The organism is Brevibacterium limosum (assembly GCF_011617705.1).
GTDB classification, from domain to species: domain Bacteria; phylum Actinomycetota; class Actinomycetes; order Actinomycetales; family Brevibacteriaceae; genus Brevibacterium; species Brevibacterium limosum.
On record NZ_CP050154.1, the window covers coordinates 3,437,400 to 3,455,208 of the forward strand.

Consider the following 17,809-nt stretch of genomic DNA (forward strand, 5'->3'; position numbering starts at 1 on the left):
CTGGGTCCAAATGCTCAGCAATTGCGCAGGCTGCACCGCCGGTCAGACCTGCGTCCCCCTGATCGACTAGGCTCGTGAGCATGGCACGCAATCCGACCGCAACCAAGGAGAAGCTGCTCGACGCTTTCGATACGCTCCTCGACGAGCACGGCACAGCGGGAGCGACCCTGGACGCAGTGGCTGCGAAAGCGGGTGTCTCCAAGGGCGGCCTGCTCTACCACTTCGGCTCGAAGGCGGCACTCATTGAGGGAAGCCTGGAGCGCCTGAGCCGACTCGTGGCCGAGGACGTCGACGAGATGAAGGCCGCCGGCGAGCGCCTCCACTACTACTACCTCGAGACCTCGGCCGAGGTCGGCACTCCCCTGGACCGCAGTCTCATCGCAGCCGGCTGCCTCGCGCTGGAGAACGAGGAGGCCAAGGCCGCTCTGCGCAATACTCGGGAAGCCTGGTTCAACTTACTCAACGACCACCTCGGCGATGCCGATCTGGCGATGACGATTCAGCTCATCGGAGACGGCATGTACTTCAACCAGAACTTCGGTCTCTCGCAGGACGAAGCCCTCGACCACGTCAAACGAGTCTTGGAACGCCTGGGTCTCTAGAGCACCACTCCGCGCATCTCTCCTGACGGACGCCTGGCAGACGCACCAGGTGGGAGAAGTGGTCACGTTCTTCTGCGCAGAACGTGACCATTTCTCCCACCTATGAGCAGTAATTCACCGGCCAGCGTGAATTCACGCGGAAGATCAGCCTCACGCTGCGCCGACTCTTGAATCAGCTCAGGTGGTGCACCTCCTGCAGCCCATACACCGGAGTGTCGATTCCCTCGTGGCGGGCCTTGAGCTGAAGGGCCAGGTACAGCGAGTAGTGGCGAGCCTGGTGGAGGTTGCCGCCCATGAACCACAGGTTCTCCTGCTGGGTCGGCTTCCACATATTGCGCTGCTCGCCTTCCCACGGGCCTGGGTCCTTCGTCGTCTCCGACCCCAGTCCCCAGCATTTGCCGACCTTGTCCGCGGTCTCCTGATCGACGAGGTCAGCGACCCACCCGTTCATCGAACCGTAGCCGGTGGCGTAGACGACGAGGTCGGCCGGCAGCTCGGTGCCGTCATCAAGGACGACGGCATCCTCGGTGAGGTGGTCGACCTGACCCTTGGCCAGCTTCACTTTGCCGTCGGCGACGAGCTCGGCGGATCCGACGTCGATGTAGTAGCCCGAGCCCCGACGCAGATACTTGAGGAACAGACCGGACTCGTCATCGCCGAAGTCGAGATCGAATCCGGCCGCCTCCATGCGCTGATAGAAGTCCTTGTCCTCTTCCTTGATCTGGTCGTAGAGCGGGATCTGGAACTCGTGCATGATCCGATACGGCAGTGACGCGAAGATGAGATCCGCTTTCTCCGTCGTCACGCCATTGGCCAGCGCGCGTTCGGAGTACAGGTCCCCCATCGCGATCTCCACGAGCGAATCGCTCTTGACGATGTGCGTGCTCGAGCGCTGCACCATCGTGACGTCGGCGCCGTTCTCGTACAGAGCACCGCAGATGTCGAAGGCGGAGTTGTTGCTGCCGATGACGACGACTCTCTTGTCCGCATACGCGTCAGGACCCGGGTGCTGCGAGGAGTGCTGCTGCTCGCCCTTGAAGACGTCCGACCCCGGGAAGGTGGGAATGCTCGGCTTGCCCGACATCCCCGTGGCCATCACCAGATGGGTCGGGCGCAGAGTGACCTTCTCCCCGTCCCGTTCGACCTCGACCGTCCACCGACCCGCCGCTTCGTCATATTTCGCCGAGGTGGCTGCGGTCGATGACCAGTACGGAATCTCCATCACCTTCGTGTAGAACTCCAACCAGTCCGCGATCTTGTCCTTGGGCGCGAACACCGGCCAATTGTCCGGGAACTTCAGATACGGCAGATGGTCGTACCAGACCGGATCGTGCAGACACAGAGACTTGTACCGCGACCGCCACTGATCGCCCGGCCTCTCCCACCGATCGATGACCAGGGAGGGCACCCCGAGTTGGCGGAGGCGAGCACCGAGGGCGATCCCGCCCTGTCCGCCACCGACGACGAGGATGTAGGGGTCGGCGGTCTTGCCCCAGGCGGCGTCTTCCTCGGCGAGCTTCTCCGACCAGCTCTTCCGCTCGGGATCGACGCCGTGTTCGGCCCCTTTGACCCGGCGGGTGCCGCGCGGTTCCTCATGACCGGTGATCTCCTGCAGCGAGGTGAGCACGGTCCAGGCCTTGATGCCGTCTTCGTCGATGAGGCGGACGAGTCCCTTTCCCAGCCCCACCGAGGTGGTGAAGGTGAACCATGCTTCGGTCACTCCGTCCGCCGTTGACGCCGGATCGGTGAGTTCGAATTCGGCCGGTGAGACCCGGTCGAGATTGTGGGTGAGCAGGTCGGTGACCCCATCGGGGTTCTCCACCGTCTTGAGGTTCCAGGTGAAGGACACGAGGTCCCTCCAGTAGCTGTCCGTGGCGAACAGTCCGGCAGCGGCCGGGATGTCCCGGCGGCTCAGCGCCGATTCGAAGTCCTGGAGCCACCTCATTGCGATGTCGTCGGCAGTCAGCTGGGGACGGTCGATCGTCGTTGTCATTTCACTCCTCCTCATTGAGTTCAGTGATCCCAACCTAGGCCGGGCGCACGCGGCTCGGAAGAGTTGCATCGGATTGCATGGGCTCGCGCCGAGGCGGGATTCTCATGAACGCTTCGACCCCATGGTCAGGGGTTCGTTCCCGTCTTATACTCAAGGCATGCTTCAGCCGGATCTGGCGCATCTCGCCAGGGATCTGACACGCATTCACGATGCCGTGCTCACCGGGGCTTCGCCGCCGGTGCAACCGCGCGCGCTGGTCAAGCGCTCGTGGGATCGGATGCTGCGTTTGGGGCTGGACCCTGACGGTGCGAATGCTCGGTTCGTCGCCGATGAGGCCGAGCTGGAGACGCGTCGGAGGACGTCGAAGCTGCGACTGGTCGTCGAGGAGATGCAATCGGTGCTGCTGCGTGCCCCGGACGCGGCACCGTTCATCCTCGTCGTCACCGACGCCGATGGGGTCATTCTGTGGCGAGATGGTGCGGCTTCCGCCAAGCGCCAGGCCGATGAGCTCGGATTCGTCGAAGGAGCACATTGGTCCGAAACCACGGTCGGCACGAACGCCATCGGCACAGCCCTGACCGAGGAGGCACCCGTGCAGCTCTTCTCCGCTGAGCACTTCGAAGCCTCTCAGCATCCTTGGTACTGCAGTGCCGTGCCGGTGCACGACCCGCATGACGGAACCCTCTTAGGCGTCGTCGACATCAGCGGCCCGGCCCTGACTCTTCACCCCGCAGTGCAGTCTCTGGTGACGACGGCGGTGCGCCTGGCCGAGGCCCGGCTGATGATCGCGCAGCAGGAAGCCTTGAACACTCTGCGGGACCGGATGTCGGCGATGCTCGCCGGCTCCTCCGGTCCGGCACTCGTCGTCGACGATGCCGGGTGGGTGGCGTACCAGCAGGGAGTGCGCAGCCGGGACCGCATCGAGGTGCCCGCCGCCGACCGTTCGGTCCTCATCCCCGGTGCCGGTCTGTGCCTGCCGGAGAAGATCACCGGTGGGTGGCTGCTGCGCCCCACCGGTGACCGACGGGCGTCGGTGGCCCTGCGGATGAGGCAGGACCCACCCGTTCTCGACATCTGTTCCGGTGCCGAACCCCTCGTGGTTCCGCTCACGCCACGGCGGGCGCAGATCCTCGCGGCGGTCACTTCGGCGGGGGCGGCGGGGATCAGTGCCGCCGACCTCAGCCAGCGTCTCTACGGGGACGGCGACCATGTGGTCACCGTCCGCGCCGAGGTCTCGCGCCTGCGCCGATCGGTCGGAGCCCTGCTCGCCACCCGTCCCTACCGGTGGGCAGAAGGCGTCGACGCTCGGGTGGAGTGAGGCAGTGAGGCTCAGGCCTGGTGCGGGACGACGACGGCTCGGCCGGAGAGCTCCCCGGCCTGCAGCTTCCGATAGGCCTCGAGACCGTCGTCGAGGCTGTAGCGTTTGATTTCCGGCATGATCTGACCGGCCCGGTACATGTCCACGACCTCATAGAGGTCCTCGATCGTTCCCCAGTAGGTGTTCGTCAGCGTCGCTTCGTAGGGGGTGGTGAAGAACGACCACTCATATGCTCCCCCGGCAATGCCGACGACTGTGCAGCGGCCCATGCGAGCCATTGACTGGGCGGCGACTTTGACGGTCGAAGGTGCGCCGACGAAGTCGAACGCCGCATCGACGCCCTTGCCGCCGGTGATCTCACGGATTCGTTCAACCTGATCATCTCCCCCGCCCACGGTGATGGCCCCGGCTTCTTCGGCCTTCGCCATCGCCTCGGGTTTCATATCCGTGGCGATGATCGTCGCTCCGGTGAGGGCCTTCAAGATCTGCACGCCGATCTGGCCCAGTCCGCCGAGACCGATGACCAGCGCGTATCGTCCGCCTCCCGCAAGGTTGGGCAGCGAGTTCTTGATTGCGTGGTAGGGGGTCAGACCGGCGTCGGAGAGCGGTGCTGCGGCGACGGGGTCGGCATCGCCGAGGGGGACGAGATTCCGTGCGGGGACGGTGACGTATTCGGCCATCCCGCCGTCACGGCCCAGTCCGACGCCGAGGTAGGGGTTGGTCGCGGCGTTCTCACAGTAAGTGTCCTGCCCACGCGAGCACGCTCGGCAGCGACCGCAGCCGATCGGGCCGTAGACGAGGTAGGCATCGCCCTTCTTGAATCCCGATATTCCGGGGCCGAGATCTTCGACCCAGCCCGAATTCTCATGTCCGAGGACGAATGGCGGTGGCACTGCTCCGGGACTGCCTTCTTCGAATTCGCTGTAGACGGCAACGTCCGAGTGGCAGGCTCCTGCTCCGGCAACCTTGAGCAGAACTTCACCTGGTCCGGGTGTGGGCTTCTCGACGTCTTTGAGCGTGGGAAAGGTTTTGAAGTCTTCGAAGACGATCGCCTTCATGCTGCGAGCTCCTTTCGAATGGATCGGCGCGGTGATTACCGCTCCAAGGGCCACGTTAGGCTCGCGCCACAGATAATTGAACCCTTATATCACCTGGTGAAACCACGAATTCCACTGCCGGTTCGGACCCTGGCGGCACTTTCAGCGCACGATGAAGACGTCGACTTCGACACGGTCCGGGTACCGTCGACCCGAACCGATGAAGATCACTTCGTCGACCCAATCCCACTTTCCCGAGCCCACCAGGGAAGGCACACATCGGAAATACACGCGCTCCGGTGGGACTGCCTCACCGTCGGCGAGCGCGGCGGCGTCCTCGGCCGAGGCCGTGCGGATGCCGACGTTCTCGATCTCGATGTGCTCACCGTCGATGAGTTCGAACGCATACTTCGCGACCACCTCGGTGACGGTCTCCGAACGGATGGTCTGAAAGTCCGCACCGCCGGGCAGCACATGCCCCGAGATCTCCGGCCCGACGATCGATCCTCCGGAGATGGGTATCACTCGTTTCCGACCGGTCTTCATCTGGCCTATTTCGATCGGCTCCTCGATGAGCGCTGTGATGGTCGCGAAGAACTCGAGTGCCGGTGCGACGGCATCCTCACCGGCACGTGCCGTCTCATCTGTCACGTGTGATCCCCTTTTCATCCCTCAACTGGGCTGTATCGGTAGGCCGCTCAGTCAGACGCTGATTGCCAGGGTCGGCACAGCCCGAGAGCAACCTGCCCCTGATGCTAAAACACTCGCTGCGTCGTCTGCTCATCGTTCCAAGGCCCGCAAACCGGCGCACGAAACCGGCACTGTCAGTTCCCCGCCGGCATCGAGCCACCATCGACAGCGGGTGCGCAACGTCCGCTCGGTGCTCGCCAAACCTCGGGCTCGAATGAGCTCTGCGGTCCGAGGATCCTCTCGGCGATCGATCACTGGCAGCACCCGGCCCCGTCCTACGCGGACGCGCCGCGGTAGCTGCCGATCGACCACAGCACGCCTTCGGGATCCTGGATGCTGAAGTCGAGCGAACCGTAGTCCTGTTCGGTCAGACCCATGACCTCGGTGGCACCGGCGGCGATCGCCCGCGCGTGGAGTTCGCGAACGTTCCCGGCCGCCAGATACACCGACCCCGAGGCGACTCCCGTCTTGGTCATGACACCGCCGTCATCACGAACGGACCCGAGCATCACTCCCCCGCCCTCGGGCCACGCCAGTTCGGCGTGGTCGACACGGTCGGGATCCTCGGCGTTCATGTACTCGGCGATGACTTCGAAGCCGAGCGCGTCCTGCAGGAAGGCGATCGCCGCTTTGGCATCGCGGTAGCGGAATGTGGGCCAGACGTTGCATGACTGAGCGTGTGCAGGTTCGGCGGACATGAGGACTCCTTCTCTCTGGGTGTTCTGGAATCTCCATCATCGAGGAGCGCTCCCCACCAGGTCTTGAACAAATGGGAACAATTCATCCCCTCGCCGAGGCGGCCCCAGCCGAATCAGTTCCCACCGTCTGCGTTCGAGCCACGTCGTCGGCGGCCAACCACCGACTCGGGCTGAGGCCGACGAACTCCCGGAAGTCCCGGTTGAGGTGCGCCTGATCGGCATTGCCGCAGTCCACCGCGATCTCCGCCAAGCTGCCTCGGCCGACCGGGATGAGACGCCGCGCTCGATCGAAGCGGACGATGCGTGCGGCATCCTTCGGGCCGATCCCGTACTCCGACCGGAACTGGCTGCCCAGATGGCGCCTGCTCCACCCGATGTCATCGGCGACGAGGGAGACGGGCAGACCGCCGCGGCTGCCGACGATCCGATGCCAGGCGGCGGCCACCTCGGTGCGGGGACGATTCGTGTCATCGATCGTGCTTATGAGCACCTCGTCGATGGCGGCGAAGCGGGCGGACCATTCGGTCTCGAGATTCACCCGCTCATGCAGTTCCGCGGCCAGCGGTCGGGAGAGCTGGGCGAGGTCGACACTGTGGTGGGCGAACTCTGCGGCGGGGACTCCGAAGAACGCGCGCGGAGCCGATGGGTTGAAGTTGATCTGGATTCCGGACATCGCGCCGGGGTGAGCGATGAGAGTCGAGCGCAGGTGGAGTCCGGCGAGCAGTACGTCGTAATGCTCGCGGCTGCCGGTGACCGCGTCGACCTGGCACAGTGGTTCGTCGATCGAGACGATGAACGTCAGCGTTCCCGATGGCAGCCCGAGATGCGTCCCCGCGGGGACGCCGGAGATGTCGTAGCCGGCATAATCGCCCACGAATGGACGTAGGCTCGGGTGCGGAGCGCGGGTGAGCGGGCCGGCGGGTGCCGCAGACATGCCCACAGTGTAAACCCGCGCCCTTGATACTGAGGTGCCGCCTTGCGGTGACGCCCCACAGTATTGAAATTTCAACCGTGCAGCAGCACCTCACGGCTGTCGGCTTCACGGGTGCGGACATGCTTGTCCTGGGCTGCGATTCCGCCGATGAGCAGCTGAGCTGCGAGCAGCACGAGGAGGGTGACGAGTGGCAGCGTCCACGAACCGGTCACCGTGTGCAACCAACCGAGACCGAAGGGCCCGAGGCCGGCAAAGAGGTATCCCATGCCCTGCGCCATCGTCGAGACGTGCCCGGTGTGATGCGCGTCCGGAGACCGCCACACGATGTAGGACAGTGACAGACTGATCGCCGCGCCCTGTCCGAGTCCCATAAGCGTCATCCATACAGACGCTCCTGCCACGGGAGCGATGAGGAGCCCGGCAATTCCGGAGCCGGTGAGTACCGAGGCCGCGGCTGCACCGATCCAGCGCGGTCGCATCCGCTGCGCCAGAGATGGCGTGAAGAGGCAGGTGAGGATCGCGGGGAGCGCGGAGTAGGACATCATCCAGCCGGCTTTCCCGGCAGCCATGCCGCCGTCTTGCAGAATCGCGGGGACCCAGGTCAATGCGGCATAGTAGCTCAGCGACTGCAGTCCCATGAAGCCGGTGACCGCCCAGGCGATGGGATCAGTGAGGATCGAGCGGAAAGGCGGCTCCCCGATCTCGCTCGGAGCAGCTGCGGCAGCGTCGTCGTCCGTGCCAGTGACCCTCCGTGGCTTCGGAAGATTCACTGGGCGGCGCAGCAATTGCGGAAGCCACAGCAGAACAGCCAGGACTGCCGGGGCCGCCCAGATTCCGAGTGCCCACCGCCACGATCCGTCAGAGCCGGACATGATCGGCACTGTCAGTCCTGAGGCGAGCGCGGCGCCGAGGAACAGCGACGTCGAGTACAGGCCCATCATCAAACCCGCACGATGAGAGAAGTCGCTTTTGATTGCGGCCGGCAGCAGTACGTTGCCGACCGCGATGGCCGCACCGACGAGTACCGTTCCGCCGTAGAGAGCGAGCAGGCTCGGCTGCAGCCGCAATGCGATGCCCGCGGCGAGGACGATCATGAGGATACCGAGCACCCGATGCATGCCGAACCGTCGTGTGAGCGCGGGCGTGAGGAACGCGAACGCCCCGAAGGAGAAGACTGGGATCGTCGTCAGGAAGCTGCCCTCTGTGGCGCTGAGACGAAGATCGTCGAGGATATCCCCGAGCACTGGCCCTACCGAGGCGACGCCGATGCGCAGGTTGAGACCGATGAGAATGAGACCTGCGCCGAGGACGAGCAGACTCATCCGACTCCGATTCTCCTGCACCGTCACTCGGTTCGGAGGTTCGCCGAGGGTATGGACCTCATCGGTGGATGAGAGGTCCTGGTCGAAGTTCTGGTCGAGTCTCTTCATTGCATCCTTGTCGTTCAGTTCGGTCCGTCGGTACTCCCCATTCAAGCGGGCCCCACCTCGGCGGAGAACCGTTAAACAGCCTCCGAATGGACAAATTCAGCCACAGATTTCTCAGCCCGGTGTCGCGAGGCAAGGCGTACCCCATCTCTGCTTGCAGGATCGTTCCGAGCCTCGCGGCGGTTGAACCTAGTACGAAAGCAGGTTGGGTCAGGCCACCTCCACCGGGGTCAACGTCACGTCATACCCCAACGCTCGAAGTCGATTGAGAGCATTTCTCTTCTCTCGGTCGGGGTTCATCCTGGAAAAGTAGTCCACGCCGAGATCGGTGTAGGTTTCACCGTCACTGAGCATGTGCCAGACCCTGTTGAGGATCGCGTGCTCCGTCGCGACGATCACTTTCAACTTGCCTCGACGAATAAGAATGCGTCGGTATCGGGCATCCAAATACCTCGCAACGCGAGGATCTGGCTCGTCGTTGCTGCCCACGTCGTGTTGTGCGTGGTGTAGGTGTCTCGTCGTTTGCCCGGAGCGCGGATCGCGACCTTCGCGTCCCGTTTGGAAATATCAATCCCCGCTGCACGTTGATGGATGACGTCCATGGCACTCCTCCTCGAGCGGACACTTTGCACTCATCGGTGCCTGCCGCGTAGAGGGTGGAATAAATATCAGGACTCTAGTACTCGTGCTCGTAGCAACAATCCACGGTTCCCGTGGAACCCTCCGCACCACGCTGGACTTCGAGCTCTCACGCACCAAGGCAGGACCGGTGTCGACGCGGCAGACACATCTTATGATCCACCTCTATGGTGGTCTGGCGCCAGTGTTTGGTGCGCGCGCACGTAGGCTTTCGATCACCACGCCGCGCAGCGGCGCTGGATCGCTAGACTGAGAGTTCGAAGAGAGGACACATATGTCGGGTTTGGTTGCGGCTCATGGCTCATTCGATCCGAAAGCCGGGCTGCGCATGCTGGAGAGGCTCACCCACCGTGGCCCCCATGGTCAGGACCACTGGCAGAGCGGCGACGCATGGCTGGGCAGCCGTTATCTGTCGATCGTCGACCCGCAATCCGGGGATCAACCATTGACCGGTGGTGCCGAGCGCAGCATCTGCTTGGTCGGCGACGGGATGATTCACAATCATCACCGCATTCGCGCCGAGGCGGGCCCTGACCGCTTCTACACCGATTCCGACCTCGAAGCAGCCATCGTGCTCTTCGAAGACCACGGTGCCGCTGCGTTCGAGCGGATGTGGGGACCGTTCGCTCTGGCCATCGCCGACGCGAACCGCGGATTCGCGGTCGGGCGCGATGTGCTGGGCCTCTCCCCGCTGTACTGGGTCCGTGACGGCGAGACAGCCATCTTCGCCTCAGAGATGAAAGCCTTCGACAAGCACCTGCGACCCCAAGTGGAACCTTTCCCTCCCGGCCATGTGTGGACGCCGGAGACGGGTCTCGAGGCCATTCGTGAGTTCCCCGGCGCCTCCCCCGTCCTCCTGCAGAGTCGCGCCCCGTACGAGGATCCGCCGGAGTGGGTCTTCGATGCCATCCGCGAGACGCTCGTCCGAGCCGTCGAACGGTCCCTTGACAGTCAGCAGCCGGTCGGTGTGCTGCTCTCCGGTGGCGTCGATTCCAGCATCCTCACCGCGATCGCCGCTCGCCGCAGTGCGGTTGCTGGCCGCAGACTCAAAACCTTCGCCGTCGGCCTGTCTGACAGCGGCGACCTGCGCGCCGCGCGGTCTGTCGCGGATTTCTGGGACACTGATCACCGCGAACTCGTCTATACCGCCGAAGATGCGATCGAAGTGGTGCCCGAGGTGATCGCCGGTCTGGAATCCTTCGACCCGACGCTCGTGCACTCGGCCGTGCCGAACTTCTTCGTCTCCAGATTGGCCGCACGACACGTCAAGATCGTCCTCGTCGGCGAGGGCGCCGATGAGCTCTTTGCCGGATACACCCACTACGGACGACACGAAGTGGGCGAGGAGCTGCACGCCGAACTGCTCCACACCCTCAAGGGAATGCACATCGGCGGACTGCAGCGAGTGGACCGGGTCGCCGGGGCGCTCGGCGTCGAACCCCGTCTTCCCTTCCTCGACCTCGACATGGTCGAACTGACCATGTCTCTGGCGCCGGAATGGAAGCTGGTCACCGACTCCCGGCCTGCCAAGTGGCTGCTGAGACGCGCCTTCGACGGGTGGCTGCCCGACGAGGTGTTGTGGCGACGCAAAGAGCAGTTCGGCGAAGGCACAGGAATGAACGATGTGCTCCGAGAGCATTTCGAAGCCACGATCACCGCACAGGAGTTCGCGGCCGAAGCCGATGTCCTCCAGCCTCCGCTGCGGACCTTCGAGGAGCTCGCCTACTATCGCATGTTCACCCGCTCGCTAAAGGGAGTAGACGCCGGTGTCACAGTCGGCAGGTTCGCTGACGCTTAGACCGCCTCCTGCCGAGGCCGCCGGAGGCTGAACGGGCCGAGTCCGAGCGGCACCACAGGAGAAATCCCCGGCTCGGCGCACAGCCGAGCCGGGGATCGTCCTTCAGCGGCAGAAGGCTTCAGCCTCCGATGAGGCCCTGGTCCTCGAGCCACTCCTCAGCCACGTCCTCAGGCATCTCACCGTCGGTGTCGACGCGGCCGTTGAGCTCCATTATCACCTCATTGGTCAGCTTCTTCGAGATCGGCTTCATGATCTCGGCGATCTCCGGGTACTCATCGAGTGTGTCCTGGCGCAGAGTCATGGCGCCCTGGTACTGAACGAAGAAATCCTTGTCGTCCTCGAGGACCGTCATGTCATTGGCTTTGATCCTGGCGTCGGTGGAGAAGACCTCCCCGAACTGGCACTTCTTCCCGACCTGCGGGTAGATGAGGTTGAGGTCGAGCTCCACGACATCGGAGAATTCGAACCCATAGGCCTCTTCCAGCCCGGGCAGTCCGTCATCGCGATTGACGAATTCGCTGGCGGCGCAGACTTTCCCCTGGTCCTCGTGGTCGGCGATGAACTTCGCGGCATCAGACATCGTCTTGAGGCCGTTGGACTCGGCGAAGTCGTTCTTGACCGCGATCCGGTATGTGTTCTCGAATGGCGCAGGGTCCAGCCAGGCGATGCCGTTGTCAGCATCGGCCTCGGAAACCGCTTTGAACAGGTCCTCCGGCACGTCTTCGGTGGTCTTGCCGAGGATGTTCACCCAGCCGGTTCCCGTGTAGTCCCAGTAGAAGTCGACTTCCTTGCTTTCGAGGGCCTCGCGCACGGTTGCGCTTCCGGAGATGCCGGTCTGGTCTTCGATGCTCGCGCCCGCATCTTCGAGTGCCTTCAAGGTGATCTGCGAAAGCACCACCGATTCAGTGAATTCCTTCGACCCTGCGGTCAGGTCGGCGCCGTCGAGCAGCCCTTCGTTGGGGCTCTCTCCCCCTCCTCCCCCACAGGCTGTGAGCAGCAGGATGGCTGCGGCTGCCGTGCCGATCATCGGTGTCAGCTTCGATTTCCTGGACATGATGTCTTCTCCTTCAGTTGGTCGAATCCGTGAGGCGGCTTCGCGATTCGAGGCCTTCGCGTCGCTCACAGTCCCTTGGGCCGCAGGAAGTCCTCCGCGATTCCGGCGATGTAGTCGATGAGCAGAGCGAGCACTGCGGTGAGAGCAGCACCGACGATCTGGACGAGAACGCGGTTGGTCGACAGACCGGCGACGATGATGTCGCCCAATCCGCCCGCGTTGATATAGGTCACCAGAGTGGCAGTGCCGACGTTGATGACCAGCGCTGTGCGCACACCGGCGAGGATGACCGGCACGGCCAGCGGAAGCTCAAGCCGATGCAGCACCTGCATCCGCGACAGCCCCATACCGCGTCCGGCCTCCAACACGTTCTCATCGACCTGTTCGAGACCGACCATGGTGTTGAGCAGGACGGGAATGATGGCGTAGAGGACGAGTCCGACGATGGCGGCCTGGAATCCCAAGAACAGGAAGGCCACGGCGAGCAGCACGAGGATCGCAATCGTGGGAACCGCCTGCAGAATGGTCAGCACGCCGATGATGAACGGACGGATCCGTCGCGTCAGAGGACGTGTGAGCAGCACTCCCAGCGGTACGGCGATGACGAGTGTGACGAGCGTCGACACTGCGGTGAGGACGATGTGCTCCTGCAGGGTCGTTGCGATCGAGTCGATGTTGAGGGATCGCTGCTCGATCGTGTCGAGCTCTCTGCTCTGCACGTAGAGGAAGAGCCCGAGGCAGACGAGGCCGAGGAACGCAGGAACCGTGAGGTAGCCCAGCCATGTGCGTCGATGCGCAGCAGAGGGGGTCTGGGTGACCACTCCCGCATCGGAGCGGTGCTCAGCAGAAGTCTGGCTCATGATGACGTCTCCGAGGTGCCGGTGCCCGGGGAGTCTGCCTGAGCGGATGCCGTCGACGCCGATGGTGCGGACGTGAACTCCGCGCGCGCCTCGGCGACGGCGGAGCTGCGCATCGTGCGGATCGACTCATTGACTTGGTCGATGTCGACCACACCCTGATAGCGTCCGTGCTCGTCGACGACGATCGTGACGGCGTAGCGGGCGGCGACCAGTTCGTTGAGCGCATCGGACAGGGTGGCCCTCGGTTCGATCACGGCCTGCGGCACCGAACCGATCTGGTCGAGCCGTCCTCCTCCGCCTCGGCGAAGATCATCAGCGGTGACCCAGCGTGCCGGCCGTCTTTCGCTGTCGAGCACCAGCACGGCGCTGTGGATCGACTCCGCCAGGAGCTCGTGGGCCCGTTCGTGTGAGTCCTCACTGGTCACCGTCGGCCAGCTGCCCAGTTCGATCTCGCTGACGCGCGAGAGGTTGAGCCTCTTCAGCGAGGCACCGGAACCGATGAAGTCCTTGACGAAGTCATTCGCCGGTGCGGTGAGGATCTGCTCGGGCCTATCGTACTGCGCGATGCGAGACCCCTCCTGCAGAATCGCGATCCGATCACCCATCTTGATCGCCTCGTCGATGTCGTGGGTGACGAATACGATCGTCTTGCGGACTTCGGACTGCAGGCGCAGGAACTCGTTCTGCAGACGGTCACGTGTGATCGGATCGATCGCTCCGAAGGGCTCATCCATGAGCATCACGGACGGGTCGGCTCCGAGAGCGCGGGCGACGCCGATGCGCTGCTGCTGTCCGCCGGAAAGCTGCTTGGGGAACCGATCGCGGTACTCGTCCGGGTCCATGTTGACCATCCGCAGCAGCTCGTCGACTCGGCTGCGCACCTGTTCGGCGCTCCAGCCGACCAGCTTGGGGACTGTGGCGATGTTCTGGCCGATCGTCTCGTGCGGGAACAGCCCCACCTGCTGGATGACGTAGCCGATGCGCCGCCGCAGTTCGTCGGCGTCGGCAGTGGTCACGTCCTGCCCGTTGAGGATGATGCGACCGGACGTCGGTTCGATGATCCGGTTGATCATCTTCATCGTCGTGGTCTTCCCGCAGCCGGAGGGGCCGACGAGGACGACGATCTCACCCTCGCGGATGTCCATCGTGAGTTCGTCGACGGCATTGGCCTTCTGGCCGGGGAAGCGCTTCGTCAGGCCTTCCAAACGGATCATGACATCGGGCTCGGCAGCGGAGCCGGGCTGAGCTGGATTCGTTGTCTGTGTCATCGGATACCTCGCGAAGTGGTGAGTCTCTGGACTGCGTAGAAGACGAGATCGAACAGAACCGCCAAGACCATCACGCCGACCGTGCCGGCGAGCACCAGGTTGACGGCGACGGGGGTGCCGACTCGTGCCAGGCCGGTGAAGATCAGCTCGCCATAGCCGGGGCCGTTGACGATCGCTCCGATGGCGGCGATTCCCAGCAGCACGAGGGTTGTCACGCGCACACCGGTGATGATGACCGGCCAGGCCAGCGGCAGTTCGACACGCATCAGTCGCTGCCTGCGGTTGAGGCCCATTCCCTTGGCGGATTCGATGATGGCCGGATCGACCTCACGGAGACCTGTGATGGTGTTGCGCACCACGGGCAGGAGCCCGTAGAGGACGAGCGCCAGCAGCACGGGCGGCCATCCCAGGCCGAGAGGACCCAGCAACAGGATGAAGAGCGCGAACGAGGGGATCGTGAGGAAGGAACCTGTCACGGCCAGCACGATCTCCCGGGCTCGTTCGTGCTGAAAGGTCAGCGCGCCGAGTGCGACGCCGAGGACGGTGGCGATGAGCACTGCCGCACCGACGACCGCTGCATGCGCCAGCCCGAGTTCGATCATGTCGTCGGCGCGTTTGCCGAGGAACTCCCCAAACCCCATAGGCTCCTACTCCTTCCGGCGACGTGAACTGCCTCCACGGTGAAGAGCAATATCCGTTCTATTGTAGTTCACCGAGTTTCCAGCTGAAGCGAAGTGAACTCACAGGCTTGTCGTCGACCCCATTTCGATGGGCATCGGAAAGAGTCAATAGTTGAGGCGGACTGCGGTCTCGCGCAGATAGCGGTCGACAAGCAGGTAGGCATCGCGAGTGAGTGCCCGCCACAGCTGCAGCCCCAGCTGCGGATCCTCCGCTTCGAGCTCGTCCAGCGACTCGGGTGTGAGGATCATAAGCTCGACAGAACCCACGGCCTTCTCTGTCGTCTCCTGCCGGTCATCGCTGCCCAATGCCAGTTCTCCGAAGGTCATTCCGGCACTGAGCGTGTTGAGTCGCACCCGCTCCCCGCCGGGGTCCGTGACGATGGTGTTCACCTGGCCGGAGACGATGAAGTGAACCCCGCCGAACCGCTGTCCCACGCGACGGATGATATCGCCGTCGTCATACTGCCGCGGCACCAGATAGGACAGCAGCTGGTCACGCTGCCGCAACGACAGCGGCGCCAGCACCGGGCTGTTCTCCACCAGGACTCGACCAGGCTCGCCGACGGCCGCTCCCGAAGCCGAAATCAGCTGATTCTCGCAGTACTCAACTGCGCCCCCGCGGCTGGTGAAGATCTGCACCGCCGGATCAGATGACAGCTCGGTATCGTCGAACAGTCCGCCTCTGTCGATGAGCACCAGCTGCCTGTCGGCCTCCTGCAGCCGATGAGAGACCTCTTCGAGCATCTGCGTGGCCAGCGCACCGACCTCGTTGACTTGCTGCATGTCGATGACGAGGAGTGAGACTTCGTCATCGGCTTCGCTGACGGCGCGGACGAGCGACTCTGTACCGGCGAAGGCCAGGTCTCCGCTGACTTCGATGATCCGACACCTCTCGTGGAGGTCTTCGAGCACTGCCGCCTGTTCCTCTGTGCGACGGATCCGCGAAGGCAGCTGAATGATCCCTGGACCCTGCCGCACGGTCGAATTGCCTCTGGTAGCCGAGCGCACGAAGTGCATCTCCATGTCGGCCGACAGCCTGCGACAGGTTTCCGCACCGCGCACACTGCTGCCGTGCTCGTCCAGCGGTGGTGAGTACACGGCCAGCCCTGCCTGGCCCGGCAGGACGGCGAGTGTGCCGCCGCCGACCCCGGATTTGGCCGGCATGCCGACACTGCTGACCCAGGAACCGGCATCGTCGTACATCCCTGAAGTCATCATCACCGACAGGATCCGCTCGACCTGCTCTATCTCGAGCACTGTCTCTTCGGTGCGCGGGTTGATTCCACCATTGGCCAATGTCGCGGCCATCAGCGACAGATCACGGCAGGTGACCTGAGTCGAACACTGTCGCAGATAGTTCTCCAGCGCCCGCGTCGGATTGTCCTCGATGATCCCGAACGAACTCAGCAGATAGGCAAGGGAATGATTCCGGTCGCTGTTGCGCATTTCGACCTCGAGAACGGCTTTGCTCCCGGTCAGTCGACGCCCGGCGAACTTCGAGTAGAACTCCGTGATCCGCCGAGGCGCGGATTTGCCGCCACTGCCCTTGATCATCGACACCACTGCCAGCGCTCCGGCATTGATCATCGCGTTCGCGGGCCGCCCCGTGCTCGGCGCCAGGGAGATCTCGTTGAAGGGATCGCCCGACGGTTCGACGTCGACCTTCCCATCAACGGCGTCGATGCCGTGATCGGCCATCGCCAGCCCGTAGCTGAATGGCTTCGAAATGGATTGGATCGAGAACCGCTTGTCCGAGGCACCAGCGGAGTACACATAGCCGTCGACCGTGGCCAGACAGATCGCGAAGTCCTGGGGGTCCGGAGCATCGCCCGCGGGATGGATCGGGTAGGGGACACCCGCGTCACTGCCGCTGACCTCGTCGAGCAGCCCTTCGACATACCTCTGGATCGGGGATTGCATGGAGTCAACTCTAAGACAGCGTGCAACCGGGCACGGCCGGTTTCACCTGCCCTCCCGCGGCGGCCCACCGTTAGACTGACTCCGAATGGACGAATTCAGCCACGAATCCCTCAGCCCCGAACTCATCCACCTTCTCGGCCACGATGAGCGAACGCCGGCGCACACCCACGACCTCGGGCATCTGGTGTATCCCGCGACGGGGGTGCTGTCCTTGGTGACCAGTGCCGGGTCGTGGATCGCCCCGTCGAATCGCGTCGTCTGGGTGCCGGCGGATTTCGAACATCAGCACCGGGCGCACGGGACCACGGACATGCGCGTCGTCTTCCTGCCCGAACAGATGGCCGCCGCCCTGGTCGACCGGCCCGCAGTACTGGCGACGACACCGCTGGCCGCGGAGGCGATGCTGGCTCTGACCAGTCCGAGACGCCGGACGAAGCCGAGCACGGACCGGCTGCGTCTCGTCATCATCGACGAATTGACGGGCACCGGCGAGCAGCCGCTGCACCTTCCTGAGCCGCAGGACGATCGACTGCTGGCCGTGACGAAACTCGTCGAGGAGGACCTGGCGAACCCCGTATCCCTGGCCGAGCTCGGCCATCGGGTGGGAGCCAGCGAGCGGACTCTGACGCGGCTGTTTCAGCAGGAGACCGGGATGACGTTCCGTCAGTGGCGTGCCGAGCTGCGCATCCACCGGGCGCTGCTGCTCCTGACCGACGGGTGGAGCGTCTACGACACCGCAGCCGAATGCGGATGGGCGAATCCCAGCTCGTTCATCACCGTATTCACCGCGCTGGTCGGCATGAGCCCGGGCCGATACCGACAGTCCCTGCACGGCTGATCGCGCAACTGGTCACGGGCTCGTCCAGCACAGCCGGAGACTTGTACCGCACT

General features: G+C 64.0%; 17 protein-coding genes. 4 read left to right on the plus strand and 13 right to left on the minus strand.

Annotated features, from left to right (window positions below; genetic code table 11):
- Positions 1-80: 80 nt before the first annotated feature.
- Positions 81-602, plus strand: coding sequence for a TetR/AcrR family transcriptional regulator (locus GUY37_RS15520; protein ID WP_166827422.1), 522 nt, complete (start codon positions 81-83; stop codon positions 600-602).
- A 172-nt stretch (positions 603-774) separates the two neighbouring features.
- On the opposite strand, the gene GUY37_RS15525 is transcribed toward GUY37_RS15520, so the two are convergent.
- Positions 775-2,595, minus strand: a complete 1,821-nt coding sequence (locus GUY37_RS15525) for a flavin-containing monooxygenase (protein ID WP_166827426.1) — start codon at positions 2,593-2,595, stop codon at positions 775-777.
- 157 nt (positions 2,596-2,752) lie between these two features.
- Here GUY37_RS15525 and GUY37_RS15530 point away from each other — a divergent pair, with 157 nt between their 5' ends.
- On the plus strand, positions 2,753-3,913 hold the full coding sequence (locus tag GUY37_RS15530; protein WP_166827429.1) for a GAF domain-containing protein: 1,161 nt from the start codon (positions 2,753-2,755) through the stop codon (positions 3,911-3,913).
- 11 nt (positions 3,914-3,924) lie between these two features.
- Here GUY37_RS15530 and GUY37_RS15535 read toward each other — a convergent pair whose 3' ends face one another.
- The 7 genes from GUY37_RS15535 to GUY37_RS15565 form a co-directional block, all read right to left on the minus strand.
- The gene (locus tag GUY37_RS15535) at positions 3,925-4,971 is read right to left on the minus strand and encodes an NAD(P)-dependent alcohol dehydrogenase (RefSeq protein ID WP_166827431.1); all 1,047 of its coding nucleotides are present in this window, start codon (positions 4,969-4,971) and stop codon (positions 3,925-3,927) included.
- A 141-nt stretch (positions 4,972-5,112) separates the two neighbouring features.
- Positions 5,113-5,601, minus strand: coding sequence for a DUF3237 domain-containing protein (locus GUY37_RS15540; RefSeq protein WP_208094690.1), 489 nt, complete (start codon positions 5,599-5,601; stop codon positions 5,113-5,115).
- Positions 5,602-5,915: 314 nt separating this feature from the next.
- Positions 5,916-6,338, minus strand: coding sequence for a VOC family protein (locus GUY37_RS15545; protein ID WP_166827436.1), 423 nt, complete (start codon positions 6,336-6,338; stop codon positions 5,916-5,918).
- A gap of 82 nt (positions 6,339-6,420) precedes the next feature.
- Positions 6,421-7,272 (minus strand): helix-turn-helix domain-containing protein, encoded by an 852-nt coding sequence (locus GUY37_RS15550; RefSeq protein WP_166827439.1) that lies wholly within the window; start codon positions 7,270-7,272, stop codon positions 6,421-6,423.
- A 71-nt stretch (positions 7,273-7,343) separates the two neighbouring features.
- A complete protein-coding gene (locus tag GUY37_RS15555; protein WP_208094691.1) occupies positions 7,344-8,702 on the minus strand; it encodes a CynX/NimT family MFS transporter in 1,359 nt (452 codons plus the stop codon).
- A 207-nt stretch (positions 8,703-8,909) separates the two neighbouring features.
- Complete coding sequence (locus tag GUY37_RS15560; RefSeq protein WP_166827442.1) at positions 8,910-9,098, minus strand: hypothetical protein; 189 nt, start codon at positions 9,096-9,098, stop codon at positions 8,910-8,912.
- Between the two features lie 2 nt (positions 9,099-9,100).
- Entirely contained in the window at positions 9,101-9,301 is a 201-nt protein-coding gene (locus tag GUY37_RS15565; protein WP_166827444.1) for a hypothetical protein, read from the minus strand.
- Positions 9,302-9,612: 311 nt separating this feature from the next.
- Between GUY37_RS15565 and GUY37_RS15570 the strand changes: the two genes are divergently transcribed.
- On the plus strand, positions 9,613-11,136 hold the full coding sequence (locus GUY37_RS15570; RefSeq protein ID WP_166827447.1) for an asparagine synthase-related protein: 1,524 nt from the start codon (positions 9,613-9,615) through the stop codon (positions 11,134-11,136).
- Between the two features lie 118 nt (positions 11,137-11,254).
- On the opposite strand, the gene GUY37_RS15575 is transcribed toward GUY37_RS15570, so the two are convergent.
- From GUY37_RS15575 to glsA, 5 genes are all read right to left on the minus strand, one after another.
- Positions 11,255-12,190 carry a glycine betaine ABC transporter substrate-binding protein gene (locus GUY37_RS15575; protein ID WP_166827450.1) on the minus strand — a complete coding sequence of 312 codons (936 nt, stop codon included), beginning with the start codon at positions 12,188-12,190 and terminating at the stop codon, positions 11,255-11,257.
- Between the two features lie 65 nt (positions 12,191-12,255).
- The gene (locus tag GUY37_RS15580) at positions 12,256-13,050 is read right to left on the minus strand and encodes an ABC transporter permease (RefSeq protein WP_166827453.1); all 795 of its coding nucleotides are present in this window, start codon (positions 13,048-13,050) and stop codon (positions 12,256-12,258) included.
- On the minus strand, positions 13,047-14,318 hold the full coding sequence (locus GUY37_RS15585; protein WP_166827456.1) for an ABC transporter ATP-binding protein: 1,272 nt from the start codon (positions 14,316-14,318) through the stop codon (positions 13,047-13,049). The genes GUY37_RS15580 and GUY37_RS15585 overlap by 4 nt, the downstream gene beginning before the upstream one ends.
- On the minus strand, positions 14,315-14,959 hold the full coding sequence (locus tag GUY37_RS15590) for an ABC transporter permease (protein WP_166827460.1): 645 nt from the start codon (positions 14,957-14,959) through the stop codon (positions 14,315-14,317). The genes GUY37_RS15585 and GUY37_RS15590 overlap by 4 nt, the downstream gene beginning before the upstream one ends.
- 144 nt (positions 14,960-15,103) lie before the next feature.
- Complete coding sequence (gene glsA, locus GUY37_RS15595) at positions 15,104-16,918, minus strand: glutaminase A (RefSeq protein WP_166827463.1); 1,815 nt, start codon at positions 16,916-16,918, stop codon at positions 15,104-15,106.
- Between the two features lie 85 nt (positions 16,919-17,003).
- On the opposite strand from glsA, the gene GUY37_RS15600 reads away from it, so the two are divergent.
- Complete coding sequence (locus tag GUY37_RS15600; RefSeq protein WP_166827466.1) at positions 17,004-17,756, plus strand: helix-turn-helix transcriptional regulator; 753 nt, start codon at positions 17,004-17,006, stop codon at positions 17,754-17,756.
- Positions 17,757-17,809: the final 53 nt, after the last annotated feature.